Raw genomic sequence first — 21,256 nt, 5'->3', positions numbered from 1 at the left:
CGATGAAAAAGCCCCCTGGGGAGGCAGCGACCCCACGAAGTGGGGAGCGTGGGGGTCAATTCTTGTCATACCAGTTCTCCTTTGACAAACAGACGGGCGGCCTCCGGCAAGGGGCCGTTGAAAAAGTCGTGCACGGGCAGGTCGGCCACCAGGCGGCCGTGCTCCAGGTAGATCACGCGGCTGGCCAGACGCTTGACCTGGCCCAGGTTGTGGCTGCTGAAGACCATGGTCACGGGGTGGGCCGGGCCTGCTGCGCTGTGGCTGGCGGCAAAGTCAGCCATCAGGGCCTCAACCTCGCGCTTGGCATGGGGATCGAGGCTGGCGGTGGGTTCGTCCAGCAGCAGCACATCGGGCCGCAGCGCCCAGGCGCGGGCCAGCGCCACACGCTGCTGCTGCCCGCCCGACAGGGTGCGGGCGTTCTGCGCGGCGATGCCCTGCAGGCCCACGCGCTGCAGTGCGGTGAGGGCCTGCAGCCGCGCATCGCGCCAGCGCTTGCCGCGCAGCCACAGCGCCAGCGCCACGTTGTTCTGCGCGCTGGTGCGCAGCATGTGCGGGCGCTGGAACAGCATGGCCTGCTGCAAGGTGGCATCGCACTGAAAGCCTCCGCCCGCCGCATCCGCCAAGCCGTGCAGCACGCGCAGCAGCGTGCTTTTGCCACTGCCATTGGCGCCCACCAGTGCCACGCGCTCGCCGGGCGTGATGCAGAGCGAGACCTGGTCCAGCGCCTGCACGCGGCCGTAGCGCACGGACACCTGGCGCAGATCCGCCCACGAAGGGGCCAACGGCGCGTTCACGCGGCCACCCCCACCGGCGTGCTAGACGCAGAGCCATCCACCCGTTCGCGCCAGCGGCGCACCAGCGCGATCAGCACGTTGAGCGCCAGCACCACGGCCAGCAGGATGATGCCCAGCGCCAGCGCCAGGGGCAGGTCGCCCTTGCTGGTCTCCAGCGCAATGGCGGTGGTCATCACGCGCGTGAAGCCGTCGATGTTGCCGCCCACGATCATCACCGCACCCACCTCGGAGATCGCACGGCCAAACGAGGCCAGCAGCACCGTGAGCAGCGCATAGCGCTCGTCCCAGGCCAACAGCAGGGCGCGCAGCAGCGGGCCCGCGCCCATCGACCGCAACTGCTCGCCATGCGCGCGCTCGGCGTCTTCCACCGCCTGCCGCGTCAGCGCAGTGACCACCGGCAGCACCAAAATGGCCTGCGCCAGCACCATGGCCTTGAAGCTGAACAGCCAGCCCAGCGCACCCAGCGGCCCGCTGCGCGAGAGCACCAGGTACACCACGAGCCCCACCACCACCGACGGTACCGCCAGCAAGGTGTTGAGTACCGCCAGCACGGCACCGCGCCCGGCAAAGCGGGCGACGCCGAGCCAGGCGCCCAGCACCAGGCCCACGCCACAGGCGATCAGGCATGCGGTGGCGCTGACGGACAAGGAGCGGCCCACGATGGTCCACAGGACGGGGTCGGAGGAGAGGGTGAGTTGCAGCGCTGTGCTCGCGCTTTCGGTGAGGGTGGACATGGGGCCTTGTGATCGGGTTCAGCTATCGTAGGCACCTCACCAATATCCAGCGATATGAACGTCCGTGCATAGGGTCCAACTTCACTACACGCTCAGCCGCGATGCAGGCAATGCGCTGATCCGCAACCCACTGCCCGAACTGCTGCAGGCCGTGGCCGAGCAGGGCTCCATCTCGGGCGCGGCGCGCGCGCTGGACCTGTCCTACCGCCATGTCTGGGGCGCCCTCAAGCGCTGGGAGGAGCAATTGGGCGGCGAGCTGATCATCTGGGGCAAGGGGCAGTCGGCGCAGCTCAGCGAGTTCGGCACCAAGCTGCTGTGGGCCGAGCGCCAGGCCCAGGCGCGGCTGGCCCCGCAGATCGCCGCGCTGCATGCCGACCTGGAGCGCGCGTTTGCCGTGGCCTTTGACCCCAACGCCCACGTACTCACCCTGTACGCCAGCCATGACGATGCGCTGGTGGCGCTGCGCACCCACGCCGCCGCGCAGGCCGATGCGGGCGCGCTACACCTCGATATCCGCTTCACCGGCAGTGTGGATGCGATCCGTGCGCTGAATGAGGGGCGTTGCACGCTGGCGGGTTTTCACACGGTGGAGCACCCCGCAGCCGATTCATTGACTGCGCGCACCTACAAGCCCCTGCTGCAGCCCGGGTTGCACAAGATCATCGGCTTTGCCCAGCGCACCCAGGGCCTCATCGTGGTACCGGGCAACCCGCTTGGGCTGGGCAGTCTGGCCGACGTGGCCCGCACCAGCGCCCGATTTCTCAACCGGCCACTGGGCACTGGCACCCGCGTGCTGCTCGACGACCTGCTGGTCCAGGCTGGCGTGGAGGCCCAGGCCATTCGAGGCTATGCGCTCAACGAACCGTCTCACACCGCCATTGCCCAGGCTGTGGCTGCGGGTGCGGCCGATGTGGGCATGGGTATTGAAGTGGCAGCCCGGGCGCGTGGGCTGGATTTTGTGCCGCTGGTGCACGAGCGCTACCACCTGGCCTGCCTGAAAGCCAGCCTGGACCAACCCGCCACGCTGGCCCTGCGCAACTTGCTGCAAACCCCCGCATGGCTGGCCCAGATGGCCACCTTGCCGGGCTACAGCCCCTGGCAGTGCGGCGAGGTGCAGGCCATGAACACGGTGCTGCCGTGGTGGCAGTTCACCCGCAAAAAGCGCACTTCCGAGCCTAGGAAGAAACCCTAATTGCTACTTTTTTTATAGCTACAGAATGAATACCGGCTGCGGGATAACACCGTCACGCTGCCGTCAGCCTGGGCCTACAGTGCTCCGTAGAATCGCGCCGTTGTAAAAGTTTGTCGAATCGTTGCGCTTACCGGCGCGTGGGTCGGCATATCACACGCAAAGCCTTTTTATTGGAGACACCATGCAGGCTCTACTGAAGTTATCAAGGGGGATCGACTGGCTTAACACCCAGGTCGGTAAATATGTGGTCTGGCTCATCCTGGCCTCCACAGTCATCAGCGGTGTGAACGCCGTGGTCCGCAAAGCGTTCAACATCAGCTCCAACGGTTTTCTGGAAATCCAGTGGTACCTGTTTGCTGCGTCGTTCCTGCTGGCCGCCGGATACACGCTGCTCCAGGGCGAACACGTGAAGGTGGACGTGATCTCCAGCCGCTTTTCCAAGCGCACCCAGATCTGGATCGACGTGTTCGGCTACATCGTCTTCCTCACGCCCATGTGCCTGGCGGTGCTCTGGTATGGCATTCCCTTCTTCACCCGCGCCCTCGCGTCGGGCGAAATGTCGAACAACGCTGGCGGGCTGATCCGTTGGCCTGTGTACCTGATGATGCCGCTGGGCTTCACCCTGCTGTGGTTGCAAGGCATCTCCGAACTCATCAAGCGCCTGGGGTTCCTGCAGGGCCTCATCGAAGACCCCACGGTCAAGAAGATTGAAAAAACGGCTGAAGAAGAACTGGCCGAATCCATCCGCAACCTGGCCGAAGCCGCCAAGGGCAACGGCAAGAACAAGAGCGAGGCCGCCTGAGCGGAGCACACACCATGGAATTTCTCGCCCATAACCTCGCCCCCATCATGTTCGCGGGGCTCATCTGCTTTTTGCTGGTGGGCTTCCCGGTCGCCTTCAGCCTGGGCGCCTGCGGACTGTTCTTCGCCTTCATCGGCATTGAATTGAACGTGCTGCCCGAAGCCCTGCTGCAAGCCGTGCCGCTGCGCATCTTCGGCATCATGCAGAACGACACCTTGCTGGCCATTCCGTTCTTCACGCTCATGGGGCTCATATTGGAGCGAAGCGGGATGGCGGAGGACCTGCTCGACACCATCGGACAGCTGTTCGGCCCCATCCGTGGCGGCCTGGCACTGGCCGTGATCTTCGTGGGTGCGCTGCTGGCAGCCACCACGGGCGTGGTGGCTGCATCGGTAATCTCGATGGGCCTGATCTCGCTGCCCATCATGCTGCGCTATGGCTACGACCGGCGACTCGCGGCGGGGGTGATCGCAGCCTCCGGCACGCTGGCGCAGATCATTCCCCCCTCTCTGGTGCTCATCATCATTGCCGACCAGATGGGCCGCAGCGTGGGCGACATGTACAAGGGCGCCTTCGTGCCCGGCCTGATGCTCACCGGCTTCTATGCGCTCTACGTGATTCTGCTGGCCATCTTCAAGCCCCAGTGGGTGCCGGCCATCCCGCCCGAAGCGCGCACGCTGCGCGACGACAACGGCAAGAGCGGTGTGACCTCGCTGCTGGTGCTGACCGGCATCTGCGTGGCGGCATCCATCTATGTGGCCAAGAACATGCCTGCCCTGCACACCTGGTGGTCCGGTGAAGCCGTGGACCGCGTGGCGCTGGACGAAACCATCGTGGTGTCCATGTGTTTTGGCGTGGCACTGGCCTTCGTGGCTGCCAGCATCAACAAGATCACCCGGATGGGCCTGCTCTCGCGGGCAGCAGAACGCGTGACCTTCGTGCTGATCCCTCCGCTGCTGCTGATCTTCCTGGTGCTGGGCACCATCTTCCTGGGCGTTGCAACCCCCACCGAAGGCGGCGCCATGGGCGCACTGGGCGCCGGCATCATGGCCGTCCTCCGCGGCCGCCTCACGATGTCGCTGCTGCGCCAGGCTGTCACCACCACCACCAAGCTGTCGTGTTTTGTGGTGTTCATCCTGATCGGTGCCACGATATTCGGCCTGACCTTCCAGGGCGTGGACGGCCCGCTGTGGGTGGAGCACCTGATGACCGGCTTGCCAGGGGGCCAGCTGGGCTTCCTGATCGTCGTGAACGTCATGGTGTTCTTCCTGGCGTTCTTCCTGGACTTCTTTGAACTGTCCTTCATCGTCGTGCCCCTGCTGGCCCCCGTGGCCGACAAGCTGGGGATTGACCTGATCTGGTTTGGCGTGCTGCTGGCCGTGAACATGCAGACCTCGTTCATGCACCCGCCGTTCGGCTTTGCGCTGTTCTACCTGCGCAGCGTGGCTCCGGCCAAGGAGTACATGGACAAGGTCACCAAGAAGATGATTGCCCCGGTCACCACACCGCAGATCTACTGGGGTGCCATCCCGTTCCTGTGCATCCAGCTGCTGATGGTGGGCCTGATCATTGTCTTCCCGGGCATCGTCTCCAGCGGCTTGGACAAGGCCGAGGTCTATGACCTCGACAAGGTCCGCATGGAAATGGAAGCGACCATGCCCGACGCTAGCGCCGGAGCGGCCGACCCGACTGCCGGCATGGCCGGCGCTGCGGACCCCGCGCCTGCTCCTGCAGCAGACGACCCCCTGAAGGCACTGCAAGACTCCATGTCCACCGACAAGAAGTGAGCACACTGCTTGCAAGACGACCGTGATTCAGTCTGACCCGGGCCCCGCGCCCTGGTCCTCAGACCTCCGCAGATGGGAAACCTCTGCGGAGGTTTTTTTATGGAGCTGACGCGGAGGGGGTCCGGTGCGCCATGGATCATGGAGGTAGCGGTGGAGCATCGACTCTGGCATAGCGCGCAAGCAGACGAGCCCCTGGATCCCCTGCCACCCTCATTCTTGGCGGCGAGCTGCCCCAAGGAAGCCTCTTCACGAATCGAGAGGCTTCAGCAGGAAACAGACACCGGCCGCGCGCTCCAAGGCATCGAGAGTCAAGCAGTCTGGTCGGGCTGGGCTTGGGGGCTTGGGACCTCGCCCACGTTCCTGCGGTTGAGGGGGCCGCATGGCCACAACAAGGTGCCGCCTCGCAGAATACCGGGACGAAAAAAAAACCCGCCCAAAAGTGGACGGGTTTTGCAGACCTTGGAATGGCAGCTTGCGCCGCCACTCCAGAGCCACTCGGGATCAGAGCTTCTGCGAAGACATGAACGAGTCGTAGCGGGCTTCGGCAAAACGGAACCAGAGCACCTGATCGCGCTGGAATGCGCGCATGTCGGCGTAGATCTTCTTCCACTCGGGGCTCTTAGCGTCGTTGGCAGCGAAGACTTCCATGGAGGCCTTGAACGAAGCGTCCATCACGGCTTGCGAGAACGGCAGCACCTTGGTCTTGGCAGCCACCAGTTGCTTGAGGGCCGTGGGGTTCAGCGCATCGTACTTGGCCAGCATGTCGATGTGGGCCACGTTGGTTGCGGCTTCGATGATGGCCTTGTTCTCGGCAGACAGGCCGTCGAAGGCCTTCTGGTTGACGAAGAAGTCCACTTCCGGGCCACCTTCCCACCAGCCGGGGTAGTAGTAGAACGGAGCCACCTTGTTGAAGCCCAGCTTCTGGTCGTCGTACGGACCCACCCATTCAGCAGCGTCCAGCGTGCCCTTTTCGAGGGCCTGGTAGATTTCGCCGCCAGGGATGCTCTGGGGCACAGCGCCCAGCTTTTGCATCACTTCACCGACCAGACCACCGCCCAAGCGCATCTTCATGCCCTTGAAATCATCCGGCGACTTGATCTCCTTGCGGAACCAGCCACCCATCTGGGTGCCGGTGTTGCCGCCAGCGAAGCTGATGGCGTTGTAGTTCGCGTAGAACTCGTTCATCAGCTTGCGGCCATTGCCATGCAGCATCCAGGCATTCATCTGGCGGGCATTGAAGCCGAAGGGCACCGCCGAACCCAGCGCGAAGGCGGGGTTCTTGCCGTAGAAGTAGTAAGGCACGGTGTGGCACATCTCCACGGTGCCCTGCTGCACGCCGTCCATCACGCCAAAGGGGGGCATCAGCTCGCCACCAGCGTGCACGGAGATTTCAAACTTGCCACCCGACATGGCCTTGACGGCCTTGGAGAACACATCAGCGCCGCCATAGATGGTGTCCAGCGACTTGGGGAAGCTGGAAGCCAGACGCCAACGAATGGCAGCCTGGGCGTGGACAGCAGGCGCAACGCCTGCAGCCAGCACGCCAGCGATGCCAGCCTGCTTGATGATTGAACGACGATCCATGAGGTTCTCTCCGATATAGTGATTGCGAAACTTGGGCGCACGCGTTGTGCACGGCGCCGTCAAGGACTTGTTTGAGCCGGGTTCATTGTAGAAACATGCCCCCTCAGACTTTTGCGGGTTTTCCCGCGAAAATCCTGGCCCTTGCACATGGCTTCAGGCTTCTGCAAGCATCTTGGGGACAGCCGCACACACCCCGCTGCAAAACGGGACTGCGGCAGACCACCCTGGCAGATCAGGCAGCCCGCACAGACTGCAGCGCGGGCAAAAACCGCCGCTCGATCGCAAGGCGGATTCCCTCGGCATCGAGCCCTTGCAACGCAAGCAGCTTGGCCGGGTCGCCATGCTCGATGAACACGTCCGGCAGGCCCAGCTGCAGCACGGGCCGCACGATGCCCATGCTGTGGAGCGCCTCGGTCACGGCGCTGCCCGCACCGCCCATGATCGCGCCCTCTTCCAGCGTGACCAGTGCATCGTGGCGCTCGGCCACCTCGCGCAACAAGGCCTCGTCGATGGGTTTGGCCCAGCGCATGTTGACCACCGTGGCGTCCAGAGCCTCGGCCGCTTCCAGCGCGGGGTACAGCAACGTGCCAAACGACAGGATCGCGATGCGCGGCGCCTTGGCATCGGTGCCCTGGCGCTCGCGACGGATCTCGCCTTTGCCAAAAGGCAGGCCATCCAACGCCGCCAGTGGTGCCACACCAGCACCGCTGCCACGCGGGTAACGCACGGCCACGGGGTGGTCCTGCTCGAAGGCGCTGCTGAGCAGTTGGCGGCATTCGCGCTCGTCAGCGGGGCAGGCCATGCTCATGTTGGGAATACAGCGCACAAACGGGATGTCGTACGCGCCTGCATGCGTGGCACCGTCGGCGCCTACCAGGCCCGCGCGGTCCAGCGCAAACACCACGGGCAGGTTTTGCAGGGCCACGTCGTGGATCAGCTGGTCATAACCGCGCTGCAAGAAGGTGGAGTAAATCGCCACCACCGGCTTGACACCTTCGCAGGCCATGCCGGCGGCAAAGGTTACGGCATGCTGCTCGGCAATGCCCACGTCGTAGTAACGGTCCGGGAAACGTTTTTCAAACTCCACCATGCCCGAGCCCTCGCGCATGGCGGGCGTGATGCCCACCAGGCGAGAGTCGTGTGCGGCCATGTCGCACAGCCACTGGCCAAACACCTGCGTGAACGTCTGCTTGGGCGGCGTGGCGGGCTTGGTGAGGCCCACGGAGGGGTCGAACTTGCCGGGGCCATGGTAGGCCACGGGGTCGGCCTCGGCCAGCTTGTAGCCCTGGCCTTTTTTGGTGACCACGTGCAGGAACTGCGGGCCTTTGAGGCCCTTGATGTTCTCCAGCGTGGGGATCAGCGAATCGAGGTCATGCCCATCAATGGGGCCGATGTAGTTGAAGCCGAACTTCTCGAACAGCGTGGCAGGCACCACCATGCCCTTGGCCTGCTGCTCAAAGCGCTTGGCCAGCTCCAGCAAGGGCGGCACGGGCCGCAGCACGGTCTTGCCCACGTTCTTGGCAGCCGCGTAAAACTGCCCGCTCATGAGCTGAGCGAGGTAGCGATTGAGCGCGCCCACAGGCGGGCTGATGCTCATGTCGTTGTCGTTCAGCACCACAAGCAGGTTGGCATCGGCCACACCGCCGTTGTTCAGTGCCTCAAACGCCATGCCCGCACTCATGGCGCCATCGCCGATGATCGCCACGGCGTGGCGGTTTTCGCCCTTGCGCTTGGCGGCCAGCGCCATGCCCAGCGCGGCCGAGATGCTGGTGCTCGAATGCGCCGTGCCAAAGGTGTCGTAAATGCTCTCGGCCCGCTGCGGAAAGCCCGAGATACCGCCCAACTGGCGCAGCGTGTGCATGCGGTCGCGGCGGCCGGTCAGGATCTTGTGCGGATAGGTCTGGTGGCCCACGTCCCACACCAGGCGGTCTTCAGGGGTGTTGAAGACATGGTGCAGCGCGATCGTCAGTTCCACCGTGCCCAGGTTGGAGCTGAGGTGTCCGCCCGTGCGCGCAACACTTTCGATCACGAACCCGCGCAACTCGGTCGCCAGGGCCTTGAGATCTGCGCGCGAAAGCTGGCGCAGGTCGGCCGGGTCATTGATGGTCTGCAGCAGGGGAAAGGACATCGTGGACATTTACTATTCTTTTCATAGCTGCCAGCGCTTTAAAGGAAAGCGCTGGAGGCCAATTTGGCATTGATTTCACTGCAACGGGCATGAACAGGGTGCAGCACGGATCATCGGGCCAGGCTCAGTGCGAGCGGCGCACCACCATGTCCGCCAGGGCCGCCAGCGCGCGGCTATCGGGCAGGCCACTGCGGGCCAGGGCCGCATGGGCCTCGGCCAGCAGTTCCTGGGCATAGGCCTGCGCCCGCGCTAGCCCCAGCAAAGACACATAGGTAGGCTTGTCGGCCGCAGCATCCTTGCCGGCCGTCTTGCCCAGCGTGGCGGAATCGGCCACCACGTCCAGGATGTCATCCACCACCTGGAACGCTAGGCCCATGGCGGCCCCGTAGTCGGACAGCGCCTGGTAGGCCGCGCCCACGGCGTGGCCGCACGCCGCCCCCATGAGCACACTGCCCTGCAGCAGCGCGCCGGTCTTGAGCCGGTGCATCTGGCGCAACTGGTCTTCGGTCAACGCCACACCCACGCTGGCCAGGTCGATGGCCTGCCCGCCCGCCATGCCGGCCGAGCCGGCGGCCCGCGCCAGCAGCCTGCACAGCGTGGCCTGCGTGGCGGCGGGGATGAGGGTGTTGTCGGGCGTGAGCAGCTCAAATGCAAAGGCCTGCAAGGCATCGCCCGCCAACAGCGCCTGGGCCTCGCCAAACTGCACGTGCACGGTGGGCTTGCCACGGCGCAGCACGTCGTTGTCCATGCAGGGCATGTCGTCGTGCACCAGCGAGTAGGCGTGAATGAGTTCCACCGCGCACGCGGCCCGCAGGGCCGCCTCGTCCAGGCCAGCGCGCAGCGCGGCATCGTCAACCACCGCAGAGGCCGGTGCGCCACTGCAGACCGCCTCATAGGCCGCCAGCACCAGCAGGGGCCGCAGCCGCTTGCCACCATCGAGCACGGCATAGCGCATGGCGTCGCCCAGCCCGGCAGGTGCGCCATCGCCCACCCATTGCGACAGGGCCTGCTCCACCCGGGCCAGGTGGTTCTGGCTCCAGAGGTTCATGTCCAGCGGCTGGCTCTCGAAATTCATTGGCACCGCGCTCATTCCTGGTTCCATGGTTGCAGTTGCCCTTCATCCAGCACCTTGATCTGGTCCTGCACGGCTTCGAGCCGCTGGCGGCAAAACGCCAGCAACGTGGCGCCGCGCTGGTAGCCGGCCAGCATCTGGTCCAGCGGCAACTGGCCCGACTCGATGCGGGCCACGAGTTGCTCCAGCTCTTCCAGGGCCGCCTCGTAGCTGGCAGGTTCGGCGGGAGGAGCGGGGGTTGCGGGGGCCTTGGGCATGGAGGGGGCGGCAGAGCGCGGGTGAAAAACCGATGATTTTAGGCGCACCGGTACGCCCTTCGTGTCAGACGCGGTCCGATGCGTGACGCCGCTCTATTTTCAGAAAGCGATGTTTTCTATTCACGTAGCGGGGGTGCGGGAATAACCCCACCGCCTATAATCCCATTCCAGTCGAGCCGGCTAGCCACCCTAGCCGGTTTCCTTTTTTCCAGATGCGCATTCCCCGGCGCACCTCCCGCACTTTCTCCCTGTGGGGAGTCTTTAGGTCAGGTCACCCATGTCTGATTTAAGTCTTCAACTGCAGCAGGCCGCAAGCCAACTACCAGTTTCAAGCTACTTTGACGATGCGCTGTTCCAGCGCGAGCTGGACACCATCTTCCAGCGCGGGCCCCGCTATGTGGGGCACCAATTGGCGGTGCCCAACACGGGCGACTACTACGCACTGCCCCAGGAGGGCGAGGGCCGCGCCTTGGTGCGCAACGCCCAAGGCGGCATTGAGCTGGTCTCCAACGTATGCCGCCACCGCCAGGCCGTCATGCTCAAGGGCAAAGGCTCGCTGAACACCCAGCAAAAGGGCAGCGCGGGCGGCAATATCGTGTGCCCATTGCACCGCTGGACGTACAACCCCCAGGGCGAACTGCTGGGCGCACCCCACTTTGCGCATGACCCGTGCCTGAACCTCAACAACTACAAGCTGCGCGAGTGGAACGGCCTGCTGTTTGAAGACAACGGCTACGACGTGGCCGCCGACCTGGCCCAGATGGGCCCGCGTGCCGACCTGGACTTTGACGGCTACGTGCTCGACCATGTGGAGCTGCACGAGTGCAACTACAACTGGAAGACCTTCATCGAGGTCTATCTGGAGGACTACCACGTCGGCCCCTTCCACCCAGGCCTGGGCAGCTTTGTGACGTGTGACGACCTGCGCTGGGAGTTCGGCAAGAACTACTCGGTACAAACCGTGGGTGTGGCCAACCGCCTGGGCAAGGCCGGCAGCCCGGTGTACGAGCGCTGGCACAAGGCGCTGCTGGACTACCGCGAAGGCAAGCCGCCGAAGTACGGCGCCATCTGGCTCACGCTGTACCCGCACATCATGATCGAGTGGTACCCGCATGTGCTCACCGTGTCCACGCTACACCCCATCAGCCCCACCAAGACGCTGAACATGGTGGAGTTTTACTACCCCGAGGAGATCGCTGCCTTCGAGCGCGAATTCGTCGAGGCGCAAAAGGCCGCCTACATGGAGACCTGCATCGAGGACGACGAAATCGGCGAGCGCATGGACGCAGGCCGCAAGGCCCTGCTGGCGCGCGGCGACAACGAAGTCGGCCCCTACCAGAGCCCCATGGAAGATGGCATGCAGCACTTCCACGAGTGGTACCGCCAGGTCATGGGAAGCCCCCCCTGAGCCACTTCGCGTCTTCCCCCACGGGGGACGCCCCCCGGCGTACGCAAGCGAAGTGCCGCATCCGCGGCTTGGCGGCCCTCGCGCGGGGGCACTGGCCTGAGCACCGCCAGTTTTGAGAGGCCCCAACCTGAGTCTGTGCCGTCGATCCGTGAAGTCTCGAACAGCGAGGTAAACGCTATCCATTCGCGACGACTACCCTGACCGCTCTCATTACAATAGCTGCCACCGCTTGATCCGCAAGCGCTGGCAGCTATTTTTATTTCAAGCCGTGCAATCCTATGCCCCACGTGCGGCGCGCGGCCTTTCACAGGATCACGTCACGATGCAAGCCCTCTGGATGGTGTTGGCCGCGTTCTTGTTTGCCAGCATGGGCGTGTGCGTCAAGATCGCATCGGACTTCTTCAACTCGGCCGAACTGGTGTGCTACCGGGGCCTGATCGGCATGGCCATCCTGTGGCTGCTGGCACGCTCTCAAAAAGTGACGCTGGCCACGCAATACCCCGGCATGCACGCCTGGCGCAGCCTGGTGGGGGTGGCGTCGCTGGGCGCCTGGTTCTACGCCATTGCCCACCTGCCGCTGGCCACGGCCATGACGCTCAACTACATGAGCAGCGTGTGGATCGCCGCCTTCCTGGTCGGCGGCACGCTGCTGGCCTGGCGCCCTTCTGCGGCATCTCCACGGCCCGCCCTGCAAGGGCCGCTGATTCTCACCGTGCTCACCGGATTCGTGGGCGTGGTGCTGATGCTGCGCCCCAGCCTGGACCAGAACCAGGCCTTTGCCGGACTGATCGGGCTGATGTCCGGCCTGACCGCCGCATTTGCCTACATGCAGGTGGTGGCGCTGTCGCGCCTGGGCGAGCCCGAATCGCGCACCGTTTTCTACTTTGCCGTGGGCTCTGCAGTGGCGGGCGGAGGGGCCATGCTGTTTACCGGCGTGTCGGACTGGCCGGGCTGGCAGGCGCTGTGGCTGCTGCCCATCGGTGTGCTGGCTGCGGGTGGCCAGCTGTGCATGACCAAGGCTTACGCCAGCGCCAAGACCCAGCGCGGCACGCTGGTGGTGGCCAACCTGCAGTATTCGGGCATCGTGTTTGCCGCCGTCTACAGCGTGCTGCTGTTTGGCGACAAGATCCCGCCCATCGGCTGGTTCGGCATGGCCCTCATCGTGGGCAGCGGCATCGTGGCCACCATCCTGCGCGCGCGGGCTGCGCCCGGGGCACCTGCCGAAGAACACTGACGGATACAAAAACAGATACGACACGCCCCACCGGGATGGCCACAATGGAGCCCCTTTCGACGCACTCCGTCACTTTGCCCATTTTCTGCCGATGACCACCTACACCACGCTCATCTCTGCCCCCGACCTGCAATCCCTGATCGCCAGCGGTGCTCCGCTGATGGTGTTTGACTGCAGCTTCGAACTGATGCAACCCACGGCCGGTGCCCAGCAGTACGCGCAGGCGCACATCCCCGGCGCGGTGTACGCCAACCTCGACAACGACCTCAGCGCCAAACACGGTGCCCCCGGCGCTCACGGCACGCTGACCGCCCAGGAAGCCGACCAGCCGGCATCCGGTGGACGCCACCCCCTGCCCAGCCGCGAGCGTTTTGCCATGTGGCTATCCAGCGTGGGTTTTGCCAATGGCATGCAGGCCGTGGTGTACGACCGCCAGGGCGCCAACTACTGTGGCCGCCTGTGGTGGATGCTCAAGTGGGCGGGGCATGAAGCCGTGGCCGTGCTCGACCGTGGGCTGCAAGCCTGGCAGGCCGCCGGTGGGGCGGTGAACAGCGGCGAAGAGCCCGCGCACTTCCAGACCAACTTCCAGCTGGGTGCCCCCTTGCGCCAGCTGGCCACGGCCAGCGAGGTGCTTGCGCGCCTGCAGCAGCCCGGCCAGACCGTGATCGACGCCCGTGCAGGTGCCCGCTACCGGGGAGAGGTGGAGCCGCTGGACCCCGTGGCCGGCCACATTCCGGGCGCGCTGAACCGCCCCTTTGCCGAAAACATCGGCGCGGATGGCCGCTTCAAGCCTGCTGACGTGCTGCGCGCTGAATTTGAAGCGCTGCTGGGCGGCCGTGACCCCGCCACCGTGGTGCACCAGTGCGGCAGCGGCGTGAGCGCCGTGCCCAATCTGCTGGGCATGGAGATAGCCGGCCTCGGCCAGACGGCATTGTTTGCCGGCAGCTGGAGCGAGTGGTGTTCAGACCCCACGCGCCCGGTCGAAAAAGGCTGATCCAGCGTCCAGCACGGCAGCGCAGGTTGTAAAAGTGCAAAAAAGATGGTTTTGAGGGTGCTATCAAAACCATGAACAGAAGTGGGCAGCCTGGGCCCACTGCCACAGCAGCGGCCATCGCCTGAAATGCCAGCCTGCACCTGATGTGCGTGTAGGGCAAATTCCTACACGGCCCACCGCAGAACCAGACACGCGGCACAGCCAAACCCCGACTTAATTTCTGATTGGGGCGGTTTCACAATCCATTTCAACGGATCACGCAAAACCTGCAATCAGCAGGCAACGCAAGACCCGGTACTGGAAAAAGGAAGCTGCCATGACCAACGAACAAATCCTCGCTGAAATCCGCGAAGCCAACCTCACCTACCTGATGTTGGCCCAAACCCTGATCCGTCAGGACAAGGCCGAAGCCGTGTTCCGCTTGGGCATGAACGAAGAGTCTGCCGACATTCTGGCATCGCTGTCGCCAGCGCAAGTGATGAAACTGGCCTCCCGCAACACGCTTCTTTGCAGCTTCCGCGTGGACGACAACCTGGTGTGGAGCTTGCTCACCAACCACTCAGCCAAGAAGGTGGGCAACGAAGCCACCAACACGCTGCACGCCAACATCCTGATGGCCAGCCGCGTGTCGGAAGTGCTCTGAAGCACTTGCCCGCAGCCCTCTTCCCCCAGTCTCCACCGAAAGCCCGCCATGTCCACCAACGCACCCGCTGCCAAAGCCCCCGCCAAGAGCGTGCTGAACGAATCCAAGCAGATCGAACGCGCGGCCATGCTGATCCAGATGGGCGCCCGCATGCAGGTGCTTGAATCGGAAACCACGCTGTCGTATGAACGGCTGATCCGGCTGTACAAAGAGATCGCGGGCAAATCACCCTCGAAAGGCCAGCTGCCCTTCTCCACCGACTGGTTCCTGACCTGGCAAGAGAACATCCACAGCTCGCTGTTCCTGAACATCTACGAATACCTGTCCAAGGGCGTGGACCTGGATTCGGTGGAGCTGCTGACCAAAGCCTACCGCCTGTACAACGAGCAGGTCGCCACGGCCGAGATCGAACCCCTGCTCTCCTTCACGCGCGCCTGGCGCCTGGTGAAATTTGTGGACGCCGGCATGCTGACGCGCACCAAGTGCAGCCAGTGCAGCGGCCAATTCGTGACCGAGCTGTATGAGAACCGCCACTTCACCTGCGGCCTGTGCAATCCACCCGCCCGCGCCGGCAAGAGCAAGACGGCTGGCGCACTGATGCTGCATTAAGTACATCCCCCTGAGCGGCTTTGCCGCTTCCCCCTTCTCTCGAACCGCTACGCGATTCGGGAAGGGGGACGATGCCCTCGCTGCGGGGCGGCCCTTGCTTGGCATCCCTGGCAGGGGGAAGGCAGCGCCAGTTCGTAAGGCCCGCCCGGTCGGGTCGAGCATTCAAGAATCGAAGTCACATTGGCACTTTGCGCTTACAAAACAAGCGCGAGCAGCTATCAAATTAATCAAATCCGGCTGAGGCCTGCGAGCGCCCTGCTACCTCCCAGCCAACAGCGCGCGCACGTTTTCATCCATTGGCACGGCATAGTTGTGCGCCGCCACCACGGTGTTGCCCACCGGGTTCACCAGCTTGAGGCTGATGTACACCACCGACGTGGAGACCGCATACGTGCCCACTACCACGGCCTGCGCGTTCTGCGACTGGCTCACCTCGCGCACCTCGCGCGACAGCAGCAGCTCACCCTGGTCGCGCTGCAGTAGCAGGTTCTCGCGCAGTTTCACCTCGGTCACCTTCAGACCCCGGTGCACCATGCGGCCCGCGATCTGCTCCGAGAAGATGCGGCCCAGCCGCGACGATTCAGTGAGCCGGTCCACATTGACCAGCGTGGCCACCAGCACGGGCTGGTTGGCATCCAGCGGTGCGGTCTGCAGCAGCGCATCGGTGGCGCGTTCATTCAGCTCGATGAGGTTGGAGCGCGATATTCCGCCCGCCCGGTCACCGTAGTAGTAGCTGTGCATGGGGTTGGTGGTCTCGCAGCCCTGCAGGCCCGCCAGCGCAAGGGCGGCAGCCGCCCACCAGCTGGCGGCGCGTGCGCCCCGGGGAACTTGTTGCGGCGTCCACAAGCCCTTCATGGCGCCACCACCCGCCAGGTCTTGACGGGCGTCATCGGTGCAGGCGCGGGCGGCCGCTCGGGCTGATACAGCACTGCATCGGCCCCCTCGATGTAATACAGATCGGCCGTTCCGGCCAGGTACCGGTCGCGCGACTTGAGCGTGGATGTGATCAGCACCTCGGTGCGCGTGGGTCCGCCTGCGGCGGCGCCCTGGGTGTAGAGCTGGGCCATGTCCAGCGCCACCCCTGCCCCCACGCCCAGGGCCGTGGCCACACCCGGCAACAGGGTGCGGTCGGAATAGTGCACCGCCCAGTCGCGCCACACGCCCACGCCAGTGCCGATGATGGTGCCGGCCATGGGCACGGGCAAGCCGCGCGGTGAGCCAGACCCGTGCTGCACCAGTTGCGTCTGCACCTCCAGCTCCACCGCCGTGGGCACCGTGGACACCGCCACGCCCCGGTTCAGCAGGTGCACCTTGAGCAACTTGAGAAAGCTCTGGTTGAAACTGGAGTTGTCTGCCACCGTGACGTACAGCGGGTATTCGCCCTCGGGCCAGGATGCGATTTTTTCGGCCACGCGCCCGGCCACATCGCCCGCCAGCACATCCCAGTGGTGCACGGCGCGGGCTTTCTTCTGGCCGGTGGCGGGGTAGTTGTCGGCACGCGGCACGTCCAGCGTGCCGCAGCCGACCAGCAGCGCTGCGCACAGCAAGGCTGCTGCGGCGGCCGGAATGCGGTGAAGGAAGGATGGCATGTGGGCCATGGTACTGGCGACCGCCTGCGGTAATCGGCGCAACAAGGCCGTTTTTCCCGGCCAAAGCGGCCGTTTCAGCCCTTGGAGCTGCTGGCGCAAGCCTTCACAATCAACCCATTCATACCAACCCTCCGTGAAGACCATGCTCACCACAACCCGCACCCACCGCCTCGCGTCATTGATGGCCCTCACTGCGGCTCTGGCGGGCTGCGGCGGCGCCACGGACAAGGACAACAACACGACAGCCCCACCGCCACCCGCGAGCGCGCCCGTCACGCTGCATTTCGTGCAGCCCACCGAGAACGTGCTCGAACCCGGCGCATCCGAGCCGCTGGCGGCCGACGTTACCGTCAACGGCGGCGCAGCCCCCAACGGCACGGTGGTCACCTTTACCGTCAACCCCTCCGCAGCCGCCACCTTCTCCCCCGTGGCGCCCACCACCGTGGCCAGCGTGGCCAGCACCACGCTCACCGTGAGCAGCCTGCCGCCCAGCGCCACCTTCCAGGTCAGCGCCACGGCCACCAGCAGCGCCAACACGGCGGGCGACAGCCTCACGTACTACGTGCGCCCCACCCACAAAAACCTGCAGGTGCTGGTGCCCGCGTATTTCAGCGCCAGCGGCACCTCATCGCCCTGGGCCACCCTCACCAGCGGCGCAGCCAGCTACCCGGACGTGCAGATCACCGCCGTGGCCAGTGCCAGCGACGGCGTGCTGACCGCGGACTCCGAGGTTGACGACGACCTGCTCACGGCCATCAAAGACTTCAAGGCTGTGGCGGGCACTACCAACAAAGTCGTCGCCTACGTGGCCACCTCGGGCAGCGGCGGGTCGCGCTCGGTGGCCGACGTGAAGGCCACCATCGACAACTACATCCGCCTCTACCCCGACCAGCTCGACGGCTTCTTCCTGGACGGCATGGCCACCGACAGCGCACGGCTGGCGTACTTTCAGGACGTCTACAACTACGCCAAGGCCCGGGCCTCGGGCATGAGCAAAGGCGCCACGCCGCCCAACGCACCCACCGTGATCGGCAACCCAGGCACCTACCCCGTAGCGGCCTATGCGGGTGTGGCCGACACGCTGGTCACCTACGCAGGCAATGCCGCCGCCTACCAGGCCACAGACCCCCAGCCCGCCAGCACCTGGGTCTACGCCAAGGACAATACCGCCCAGGCCATGCTGGTCCACACCGCCAGCACCTGCACGGACATGCAGGCCGCCGTGAAGCACGCCCACCGGCCCCGCCTGAACACCGGCATGGTCTATGCCACCAACCTGGCCATCGGCGCCTCGTGGTCGTCACTGCCCACCTACTGGCAGCAACTGCTGGGCACGGTGGATGCACTCAACAAGAAGCGCCCGCTGCCGCTGTGCTGATGCCACCGGGCAGGGCGCCGAACCCTGCCACAAAGGCACCGCTGGCGGGTCGCCGGGCAAACCACCCGCCAGAGCGTGCGAACCGCCACATCCCTCCGCCGACACGCTGCATGTCAGCCCGACCTACAACCCTGCAGGCCCGAGTCCCATCACAATCCGCGCATGATGACCGAGCCCACCCCTGCATCCCCACCCGCCCCCGCTGCCGAGCCCCCACAGCCAGACAGCCCCGCAGCTGACGCAGCCCCGACCTTGCCCCCCCACGCGCCTGCGGCGGACGGCCCCGCACCAGTGGCCCAAATGGCCCAAATGGCCCAAATGGCCCAAATGGCCCAAGCGGACGAAGCGGCCCCACCCGCCCAATCCCGCCCAACCCCCGACAGCCCCCCACCGCCTGCGCAACCACCAAGCGGCGCGCCCGCAACCACCGCATCCCTCCCCGGCCCGCTCATGCTCCACATGCCCGTGGACGTGCGCAACCTCTCGCTCGCGCTGCTGGCGCTGTTTGCCAGCGTGGCCCTGCTGCACTGGGCCAGCGCCGTGTTCATCCCCATCATGCTCAGCCTGCTGCTCACCACGGCACTGCGGCCCGTGGTGGAGGTCTTGCGGCGCTGCTACGTGCCCCGCTGGCTGGGGGCGGGTGTGCTGCTGATCGCCATCGTGGTGGGCCTGGCCAGCGCAGCCTGGTCGCTGAGCGACGGCGCCGCGCAACTGGTGGACTCGCTGCCCGTGGCCGCCAAGAAGGTGCGCGACAGCCTCAAGGCGCGCACCGGCGCCAGCAGCCCGCTCGACACCATGCAAAAGGCCGCCACGCAGATCGAACAGGCCGCCAACGAAAACAGCGCCACCGCCAGCCCCCCCCGGCGCGGCGTGCAGCGCGTGGTGGTAGAGCGCCCGCCCTTCAACATCCGCGACTACCTGTGGAGCGGCACCATGGGGCTCATGTCCGCGCTGGGGCAGCTCACGGTGGTGGTGTTCCTTACCTACTTTGCGCTGGCATCGGGCAACCTGTTTCGCAACAAGCTGCTGCGCATCGCGGGCACCAGCCTGGAGCGGCGCAAGGTCACCATCCACGTGCTGGAAGACATCACCAACCAGATCCAGCGCTACCTGATGGTGCAGGTGTTCACCAGCGTGCTGGTGGGCGTGGCCACAGGCCTTGCCTACTGGGCCCTGGGCCTGGAGAACGCCGCCGTGTGGGGTGTGGCGGCCGGGGTGCTCAACCTCGCCCCCTACATCGGCTCCGCCCTGGTCACCGGCGCATCGGCCCTGGTGGCCTTCCTGCAGTTCGGCACCCTGGACATGGCCCTGGCCATCGGCGGTGCATCGCTGGTCATCCACACCCTGGTGGGCAACCTGCTGACCCCCTGGCTCACCAGCCGCACCAGCAGCATGAGCCCCGTGGCCGTGTTCGTCAGCGTGCTCGCCTGGGGCTGGCTGTGGGGCCTGTGGGGCCTGCTGCTGGGCATCCCGGTGATGATGGCCGTGAAGGCCGTGTGCGACCGGGTCGAAGACCTGAAGGCCGTGGGCGAATTGCTGGGGGATTGATATAGGGCATCTGCCGCAAACCGGCAGATGCCCCCCGCCACGCTGCGGGGCGATGTCATCTCAGCCCCCACCTCACCCATTCCACCAATATCGCTCGCCATCACGGCGCACCGGCGTGGCCCAGGAGGTCAAGGCGGCCTCAAAGATTGTTTCCAATACTGGAACAGTTAGTTCGCGACCAGGTAGTTTTTCCGTGAACACCATCGGCGTACAGTTCATCCCATCGATGAGCCGAACCCGCAAGGCGACTCACCGAACCCGGTTCAGGAATGGTTTTTGACCCGGCTTTTTTGAGACGCTTTTTAACCTTCAAGGATTTTCATCATGAACAAGACCGCCCGTTTCCTCTCCGTCGCTGCTGTTGCCGCTTTCGCTTCTTTTGGCGCCCATGCTGACGAAGCCGACAGCTCGCAATTCGCCCTGAAGTTCGAAACGAACCGCACCCGCGCTGAAGTGGCCGCTGAAGCCGCAACCGTCGCCCAGACCCGCAGCCAGGAACCTGCTGGTTCGCGTGTGGTGACCTACACCTCCACCGCTGACCGCGCTGCCGTGCGTGCCCAGGCTGCGGAAGCCCTGCGCACCGGCCAGATCCCCCACGGCGAATTCAGCGCCATGTAATTGGCAGACCAACTGCTTGAGTTTGGTTAAAGCAGTTGCGGGACTTCCCATGGTGGTGGCACTTTGCATTTGCGGGTGGCGCTGCCATGGGAGGTGTTTTAGACAAACACTCCTGCGCTGGCCAAGCAAACTGGGCTCCCCTTGGGAGCCCTTTTTGTTGGTGTTGGAATGCCTCGGAAACTCTTCAACCTGACCCGTCGGTTTCTGGTGCTTTCCAGGCAATCTTCGCTGTCGTAGCGGTAGCTGGTCAGGCCGTCGCCCAGCAGGTGTGGGTGGTTGTGGCTGGCCGGGGGAATGCCGGGGAGGCTGATGGCGTGGGAGGTTGCACCGGCAAAGACGAGGGTCAGAGCCAGCAGGGGATGGAGCCTGCTTGCCTTGGCATTTTTTAGACCAAATTGGCCGCTAGCTTTTGATAGACGAGCGCTAGCAGCTATCAATTTAGGAGTTTCCGATAGCTGCTGGGTGCTGGCGCACTACTGCGTGCGCTGGCTGCTGCACCAACTGGCAGCAAGGCCGCAGATACCGCATGCACAGCAAAGCTCCTCCGCCCATGTGCAGCTATTGCGCCAAACGCTCCCACAGTCTGAAGCGTTTCCCCACAGCAGCCGATACGGCGCAAACGCTGGTTTGAGCAACTGCTGGCAGCTTGTGCACGATTGCGGGCGACACGCACTACGGGCAAAAGGAACAAAACGCATGGTCAAGCGCAGAAACTCGCCCTATGCCATGACCGATCGGCGCCCCGGGATGTACCTATGTGTCGCATCCCGGACGATTGCATAGACTCCAAACGCTATCCACTCTTCATGGCGCGAGCGGTTCTAAAGGAGTTGATAGAGTCCTTGCAATCCACCCGGGGAGTGAAGCCATGTTGATAGCCCTGCA

At 64.8% G+C, this 21,256-nt stretch carries 19 protein-coding genes; 11 read left to right on the top strand and 8 right to left on the bottom strand.

Annotation, left to right across the window (positions count from 1 at the left end):
• Window positions 1-65 precede the first annotated feature (65 nt).
• Window positions 66-794 (bottom strand): phosphate ABC transporter ATP-binding protein, encoded by a 729-nt coding sequence (locus tag KW832_RS05150; protein WP_370628630.1) that lies wholly within the window; start codon window positions 792-794, stop codon window positions 66-68.
• Window positions 791-1,528 carry an ABC transporter permease gene (locus tag KW832_RS05145; RefSeq protein ID WP_218299123.1) on the bottom strand — a complete coding sequence of 246 codons (738 nt, stop codon included), beginning with the start codon at window positions 1,526-1,528 and terminating at the stop codon, window positions 791-793. The genes KW832_RS05150 and KW832_RS05145 overlap by 4 nt, the downstream gene beginning before the upstream one ends.
• Window positions 1,529-1,592: 64 nt before the next feature.
• Here KW832_RS05145 and KW832_RS05140 point away from each other — a divergent pair, with 64 nt between their 5' ends.
• The 3 genes from KW832_RS05140 (at window position 1,593) to KW832_RS05130 (ending at window position 5,309) form a co-directional block, all read left to right on the top strand.
• On the top strand, window positions 1,593-2,720 hold the full coding sequence (locus tag KW832_RS05140; RefSeq protein WP_218299122.1) for a substrate-binding domain-containing protein: 1,128 nt from the start codon (window positions 1,593-1,595) through the stop codon (window positions 2,718-2,720).
• Window positions 2,721-2,901: 181 nt separating this feature from the next.
• Window positions 2,902-3,522 (top strand): TRAP transporter small permease subunit, encoded by a 621-nt coding sequence (locus KW832_RS05135; protein ID WP_218299121.1) that lies wholly within the window; start codon window positions 2,902-2,904, stop codon window positions 3,520-3,522.
• Window positions 3,523-3,536: 14 nt separating this feature from the next.
• Window positions 3,537-5,309 (top strand): TRAP transporter large permease subunit, encoded by a 1,773-nt coding sequence (locus KW832_RS05130; RefSeq protein WP_218299120.1) that lies wholly within the window; start codon window positions 3,537-3,539, stop codon window positions 5,307-5,309.
• A gap of 501 nt (window positions 5,310-5,810) precedes the next feature.
• Here KW832_RS05130 and KW832_RS05125 read toward each other — a convergent pair.
• The 4 genes from KW832_RS05125 to KW832_RS05110 all read right to left on the bottom strand — a co-directional run bounded on the left by KW832_RS05125 (window position 5,811) and on the right by KW832_RS05110 (window position 10,350).
• On the bottom strand, window positions 5,811-6,893 hold the full coding sequence (locus KW832_RS05125; protein WP_121419321.1) for a TRAP transporter substrate-binding protein: 1,083 nt from the start codon (window positions 6,891-6,893) through the stop codon (window positions 5,811-5,813).
• A 232-nt stretch (window positions 6,894-7,125) separates the two neighbouring features.
• Window positions 7,126-9,030, bottom strand: coding sequence for a 1-deoxy-D-xylulose-5-phosphate synthase (gene dxs, locus KW832_RS05120; protein ID WP_121419320.1), 1,905 nt, complete (start codon window positions 9,028-9,030; stop codon window positions 7,126-7,128).
• Between the two features lie 115 nt (window positions 9,031-9,145).
• The gene (locus KW832_RS05115) at window positions 9,146-10,111 is read right to left on the bottom strand and encodes a polyprenyl synthetase family protein (RefSeq protein WP_121507187.1); all 966 of its coding nucleotides are present in this window, start codon (window positions 10,109-10,111) and stop codon (window positions 9,146-9,148) included.
• The gene (locus KW832_RS05110) at window positions 10,108-10,350 is read right to left on the bottom strand and encodes an exodeoxyribonuclease VII small subunit (RefSeq protein ID WP_055400508.1); all 243 of its coding nucleotides are present in this window, start codon (window positions 10,348-10,350) and stop codon (window positions 10,108-10,110) included. The genes KW832_RS05115 and KW832_RS05110 overlap by 4 nt, the downstream gene beginning before the upstream one ends.
• 277 nt (window positions 10,351-10,627) lie before the next feature.
• Between KW832_RS05110 and KW832_RS05105 the strand changes: the two genes are divergently transcribed.
• The 5 genes from KW832_RS05105 (at window position 10,628) to flhC (ending at window position 15,238) form a co-directional block, all read left to right on the top strand.
• Entirely contained in the window at window positions 10,628-11,758 is a 1,131-nt protein-coding gene (locus tag KW832_RS05105) for an aromatic ring-hydroxylating dioxygenase subunit alpha (protein WP_121419318.1), read from the top strand.
• A gap of 322 nt (window positions 11,759-12,080) precedes the next feature.
• Window positions 12,081-12,992 carry a DMT family transporter gene (locus tag KW832_RS05100; protein ID WP_121419317.1) on the top strand — a complete coding sequence of 304 codons (912 nt, stop codon included), beginning with the start codon at window positions 12,081-12,083 and terminating at the stop codon, window positions 12,990-12,992.
• 91 nt (window positions 12,993-13,083) lie between these two features.
• The gene (locus KW832_RS05095) at window positions 13,084-13,986 is read left to right on the top strand and encodes a sulfurtransferase (RefSeq protein WP_218299119.1); all 903 of its coding nucleotides are present in this window, start codon (window positions 13,084-13,086) and stop codon (window positions 13,984-13,986) included.
• Between the two features lie 316 nt (window positions 13,987-14,302).
• Window positions 14,303-14,629, top strand: a complete 327-nt coding sequence (gene flhD, locus KW832_RS05090) for a flagellar transcriptional regulator FlhD (protein ID WP_055400499.1) — start codon at window positions 14,303-14,305, stop codon at window positions 14,627-14,629.
• 48 nt (window positions 14,630-14,677) lie between these two features.
• Window positions 14,678-15,238 (top strand): flagellar transcriptional regulator FlhC, encoded by a 561-nt coding sequence (gene flhC / locus KW832_RS05085; protein ID WP_010459839.1) that lies wholly within the window; start codon window positions 14,678-14,680, stop codon window positions 15,236-15,238.
• A gap of 258 nt (window positions 15,239-15,496) precedes the next feature.
• On the opposite strand, the gene KW832_RS05080 is transcribed toward flhC, so the two are convergent.
• On the bottom strand, window positions 15,497-16,093 hold the full coding sequence (locus KW832_RS05080; protein ID WP_304505073.1) for a FlgO family outer membrane protein: 597 nt from the start codon (window positions 16,091-16,093) through the stop codon (window positions 15,497-15,499).
• Entirely contained in the window at window positions 16,090-16,827 is a 738-nt protein-coding gene (locus KW832_RS05075; protein WP_228899943.1) for a hypothetical protein, read from the bottom strand. Before KW832_RS05075 ends, KW832_RS05080 begins: the two co-directional genes overlap by 4 nt.
• 142 nt (window positions 16,828-16,969) lie before the next feature.
• Between KW832_RS05075 and KW832_RS05070 the strand changes: the two genes are divergently transcribed.
• From KW832_RS05070 to KW832_RS05060, 3 genes are all read left to right on the top strand, one after another.
• Window positions 16,970-18,205, top strand: coding sequence for a spherulation-specific family 4 protein (locus tag KW832_RS05070; RefSeq protein WP_218299118.1), 1,236 nt, complete (start codon window positions 16,970-16,972; stop codon window positions 18,203-18,205).
• Window positions 18,206-18,370: 165 nt separating this feature from the next.
• Window positions 18,371-19,753 (top strand): AI-2E family transporter, encoded by a 1,383-nt coding sequence (locus KW832_RS05065; RefSeq protein WP_370628629.1) that lies wholly within the window; start codon window positions 18,371-18,373, stop codon window positions 19,751-19,753.
• A gap of 324 nt (window positions 19,754-20,077) precedes the next feature.
• Window positions 20,078-20,371: a DUF4148 domain-containing protein gene (locus KW832_RS05060; RefSeq protein WP_121506618.1), complete on the top strand. Its 294-nt coding sequence runs from the start codon at window positions 20,078-20,080 to the stop codon at window positions 20,369-20,371.
• The last annotated feature ends 885 nt before the right edge of the window (window positions 20,372-21,256 follow it).

The organism is Acidovorax sp. sif0632 (genome assembly GCF_019218805.1).
GTDB classification, from domain to species: domain Bacteria; phylum Pseudomonadota; class Gammaproteobacteria; order Burkholderiales; family Burkholderiaceae_C; genus Acidovorax; species Acidovorax facilis.
This window is presented reverse-complemented; position numbering and strand designations above follow the sequence as displayed.

Bases quoted from the DNA above. Each gene is read 5' to 3' on its own strand.
- KW832_RS05145 (WP_218299123.1), bottom strand. From the start codon at position 1,528: ATGTCCACCCTCACCGAAAGCGCGAGCACAGCGCTGCAACTCACCCTC.
- KW832_RS05135 (WP_218299121.1), top strand. From the start codon at position 2,902: ATGCAGGCTCTACTGAAGTTATCAAGGGGGATCGACTGGCTTAACACC.
- KW832_RS05130 (WP_218299120.1), top strand. From the start codon at position 3,537: ATGGAATTTCTCGCCCATAACCTCGCCCCCATCATGTTCGCGGGGCTC.
- KW832_RS05125 (WP_121419321.1), bottom strand. From the start codon at position 6,893: ATGGATCGTCGTTCAATCATCAAGCAGGCTGGCATCGCTGGCGTGCTG.
- dxs (WP_121419320.1), bottom strand. From the start codon at position 9,030: ATGTCCACGATGTCCTTTCCCCTGCTGCAGACCATCAATGACCCGGCC.
- KW832_RS05115 (WP_121507187.1), bottom strand. From the start codon at position 10,111: ATGAGCGCGGTGCCAATGAATTTCGAGAGCCAGCCGCTGGACATGAAC.
- KW832_RS05110 (WP_055400508.1), bottom strand. From the start codon at position 10,350: ATGCCCAAGGCCCCCGCAACCCCCGCTCCTCCCGCCGAACCTGCCAGC.
- KW832_RS05105 (WP_121419318.1), top strand. From the start codon at position 10,628: ATGTCTGATTTAAGTCTTCAACTGCAGCAGGCCGCAAGCCAACTACCA.
- KW832_RS05100 (WP_121419317.1), top strand. From the start codon at position 12,081: ATGCAAGCCCTCTGGATGGTGTTGGCCGCGTTCTTGTTTGCCAGCATG.
- KW832_RS05095 (WP_218299119.1), top strand. From the start codon at position 13,084: ATGACCACCTACACCACGCTCATCTCTGCCCCCGACCTGCAATCCCTG.
- flhD (WP_055400499.1), top strand. From the start codon at position 14,303: ATGACCAACGAACAAATCCTCGCTGAAATCCGCGAAGCCAACCTCACC.
- flhC (WP_010459839.1), top strand. From the start codon at position 14,678: ATGTCCACCAACGCACCCGCTGCCAAAGCCCCCGCCAAGAGCGTGCTG.
- KW832_RS05080 (WP_304505073.1), bottom strand. From the start codon at position 16,093: ATGAAGGGCTTGTGGACGCCGCAACAAGTTCCCCGGGGCGCACGCGCC.
- KW832_RS05075 (WP_228899943.1), bottom strand. From the start codon at position 16,827: ATGCCATCCTTCCTTCACCGCATTCCGGCCGCCGCAGCAGCCTTGCTG.
- KW832_RS05070 (WP_218299118.1), top strand. From the start codon at position 16,970: ATGCTCACCACAACCCGCACCCACCGCCTCGCGTCATTGATGGCCCTC.
- KW832_RS05065 (WP_370628629.1), top strand. From the start codon at position 18,371: ATGACCGAGCCCACCCCTGCATCCCCACCCGCCCCCGCTGCCGAGCCC.
- KW832_RS05060 (WP_121506618.1), top strand. From the start codon at position 20,078: ATGAACAAGACCGCCCGTTTCCTCTCCGTCGCTGCTGTTGCCGCTTTC.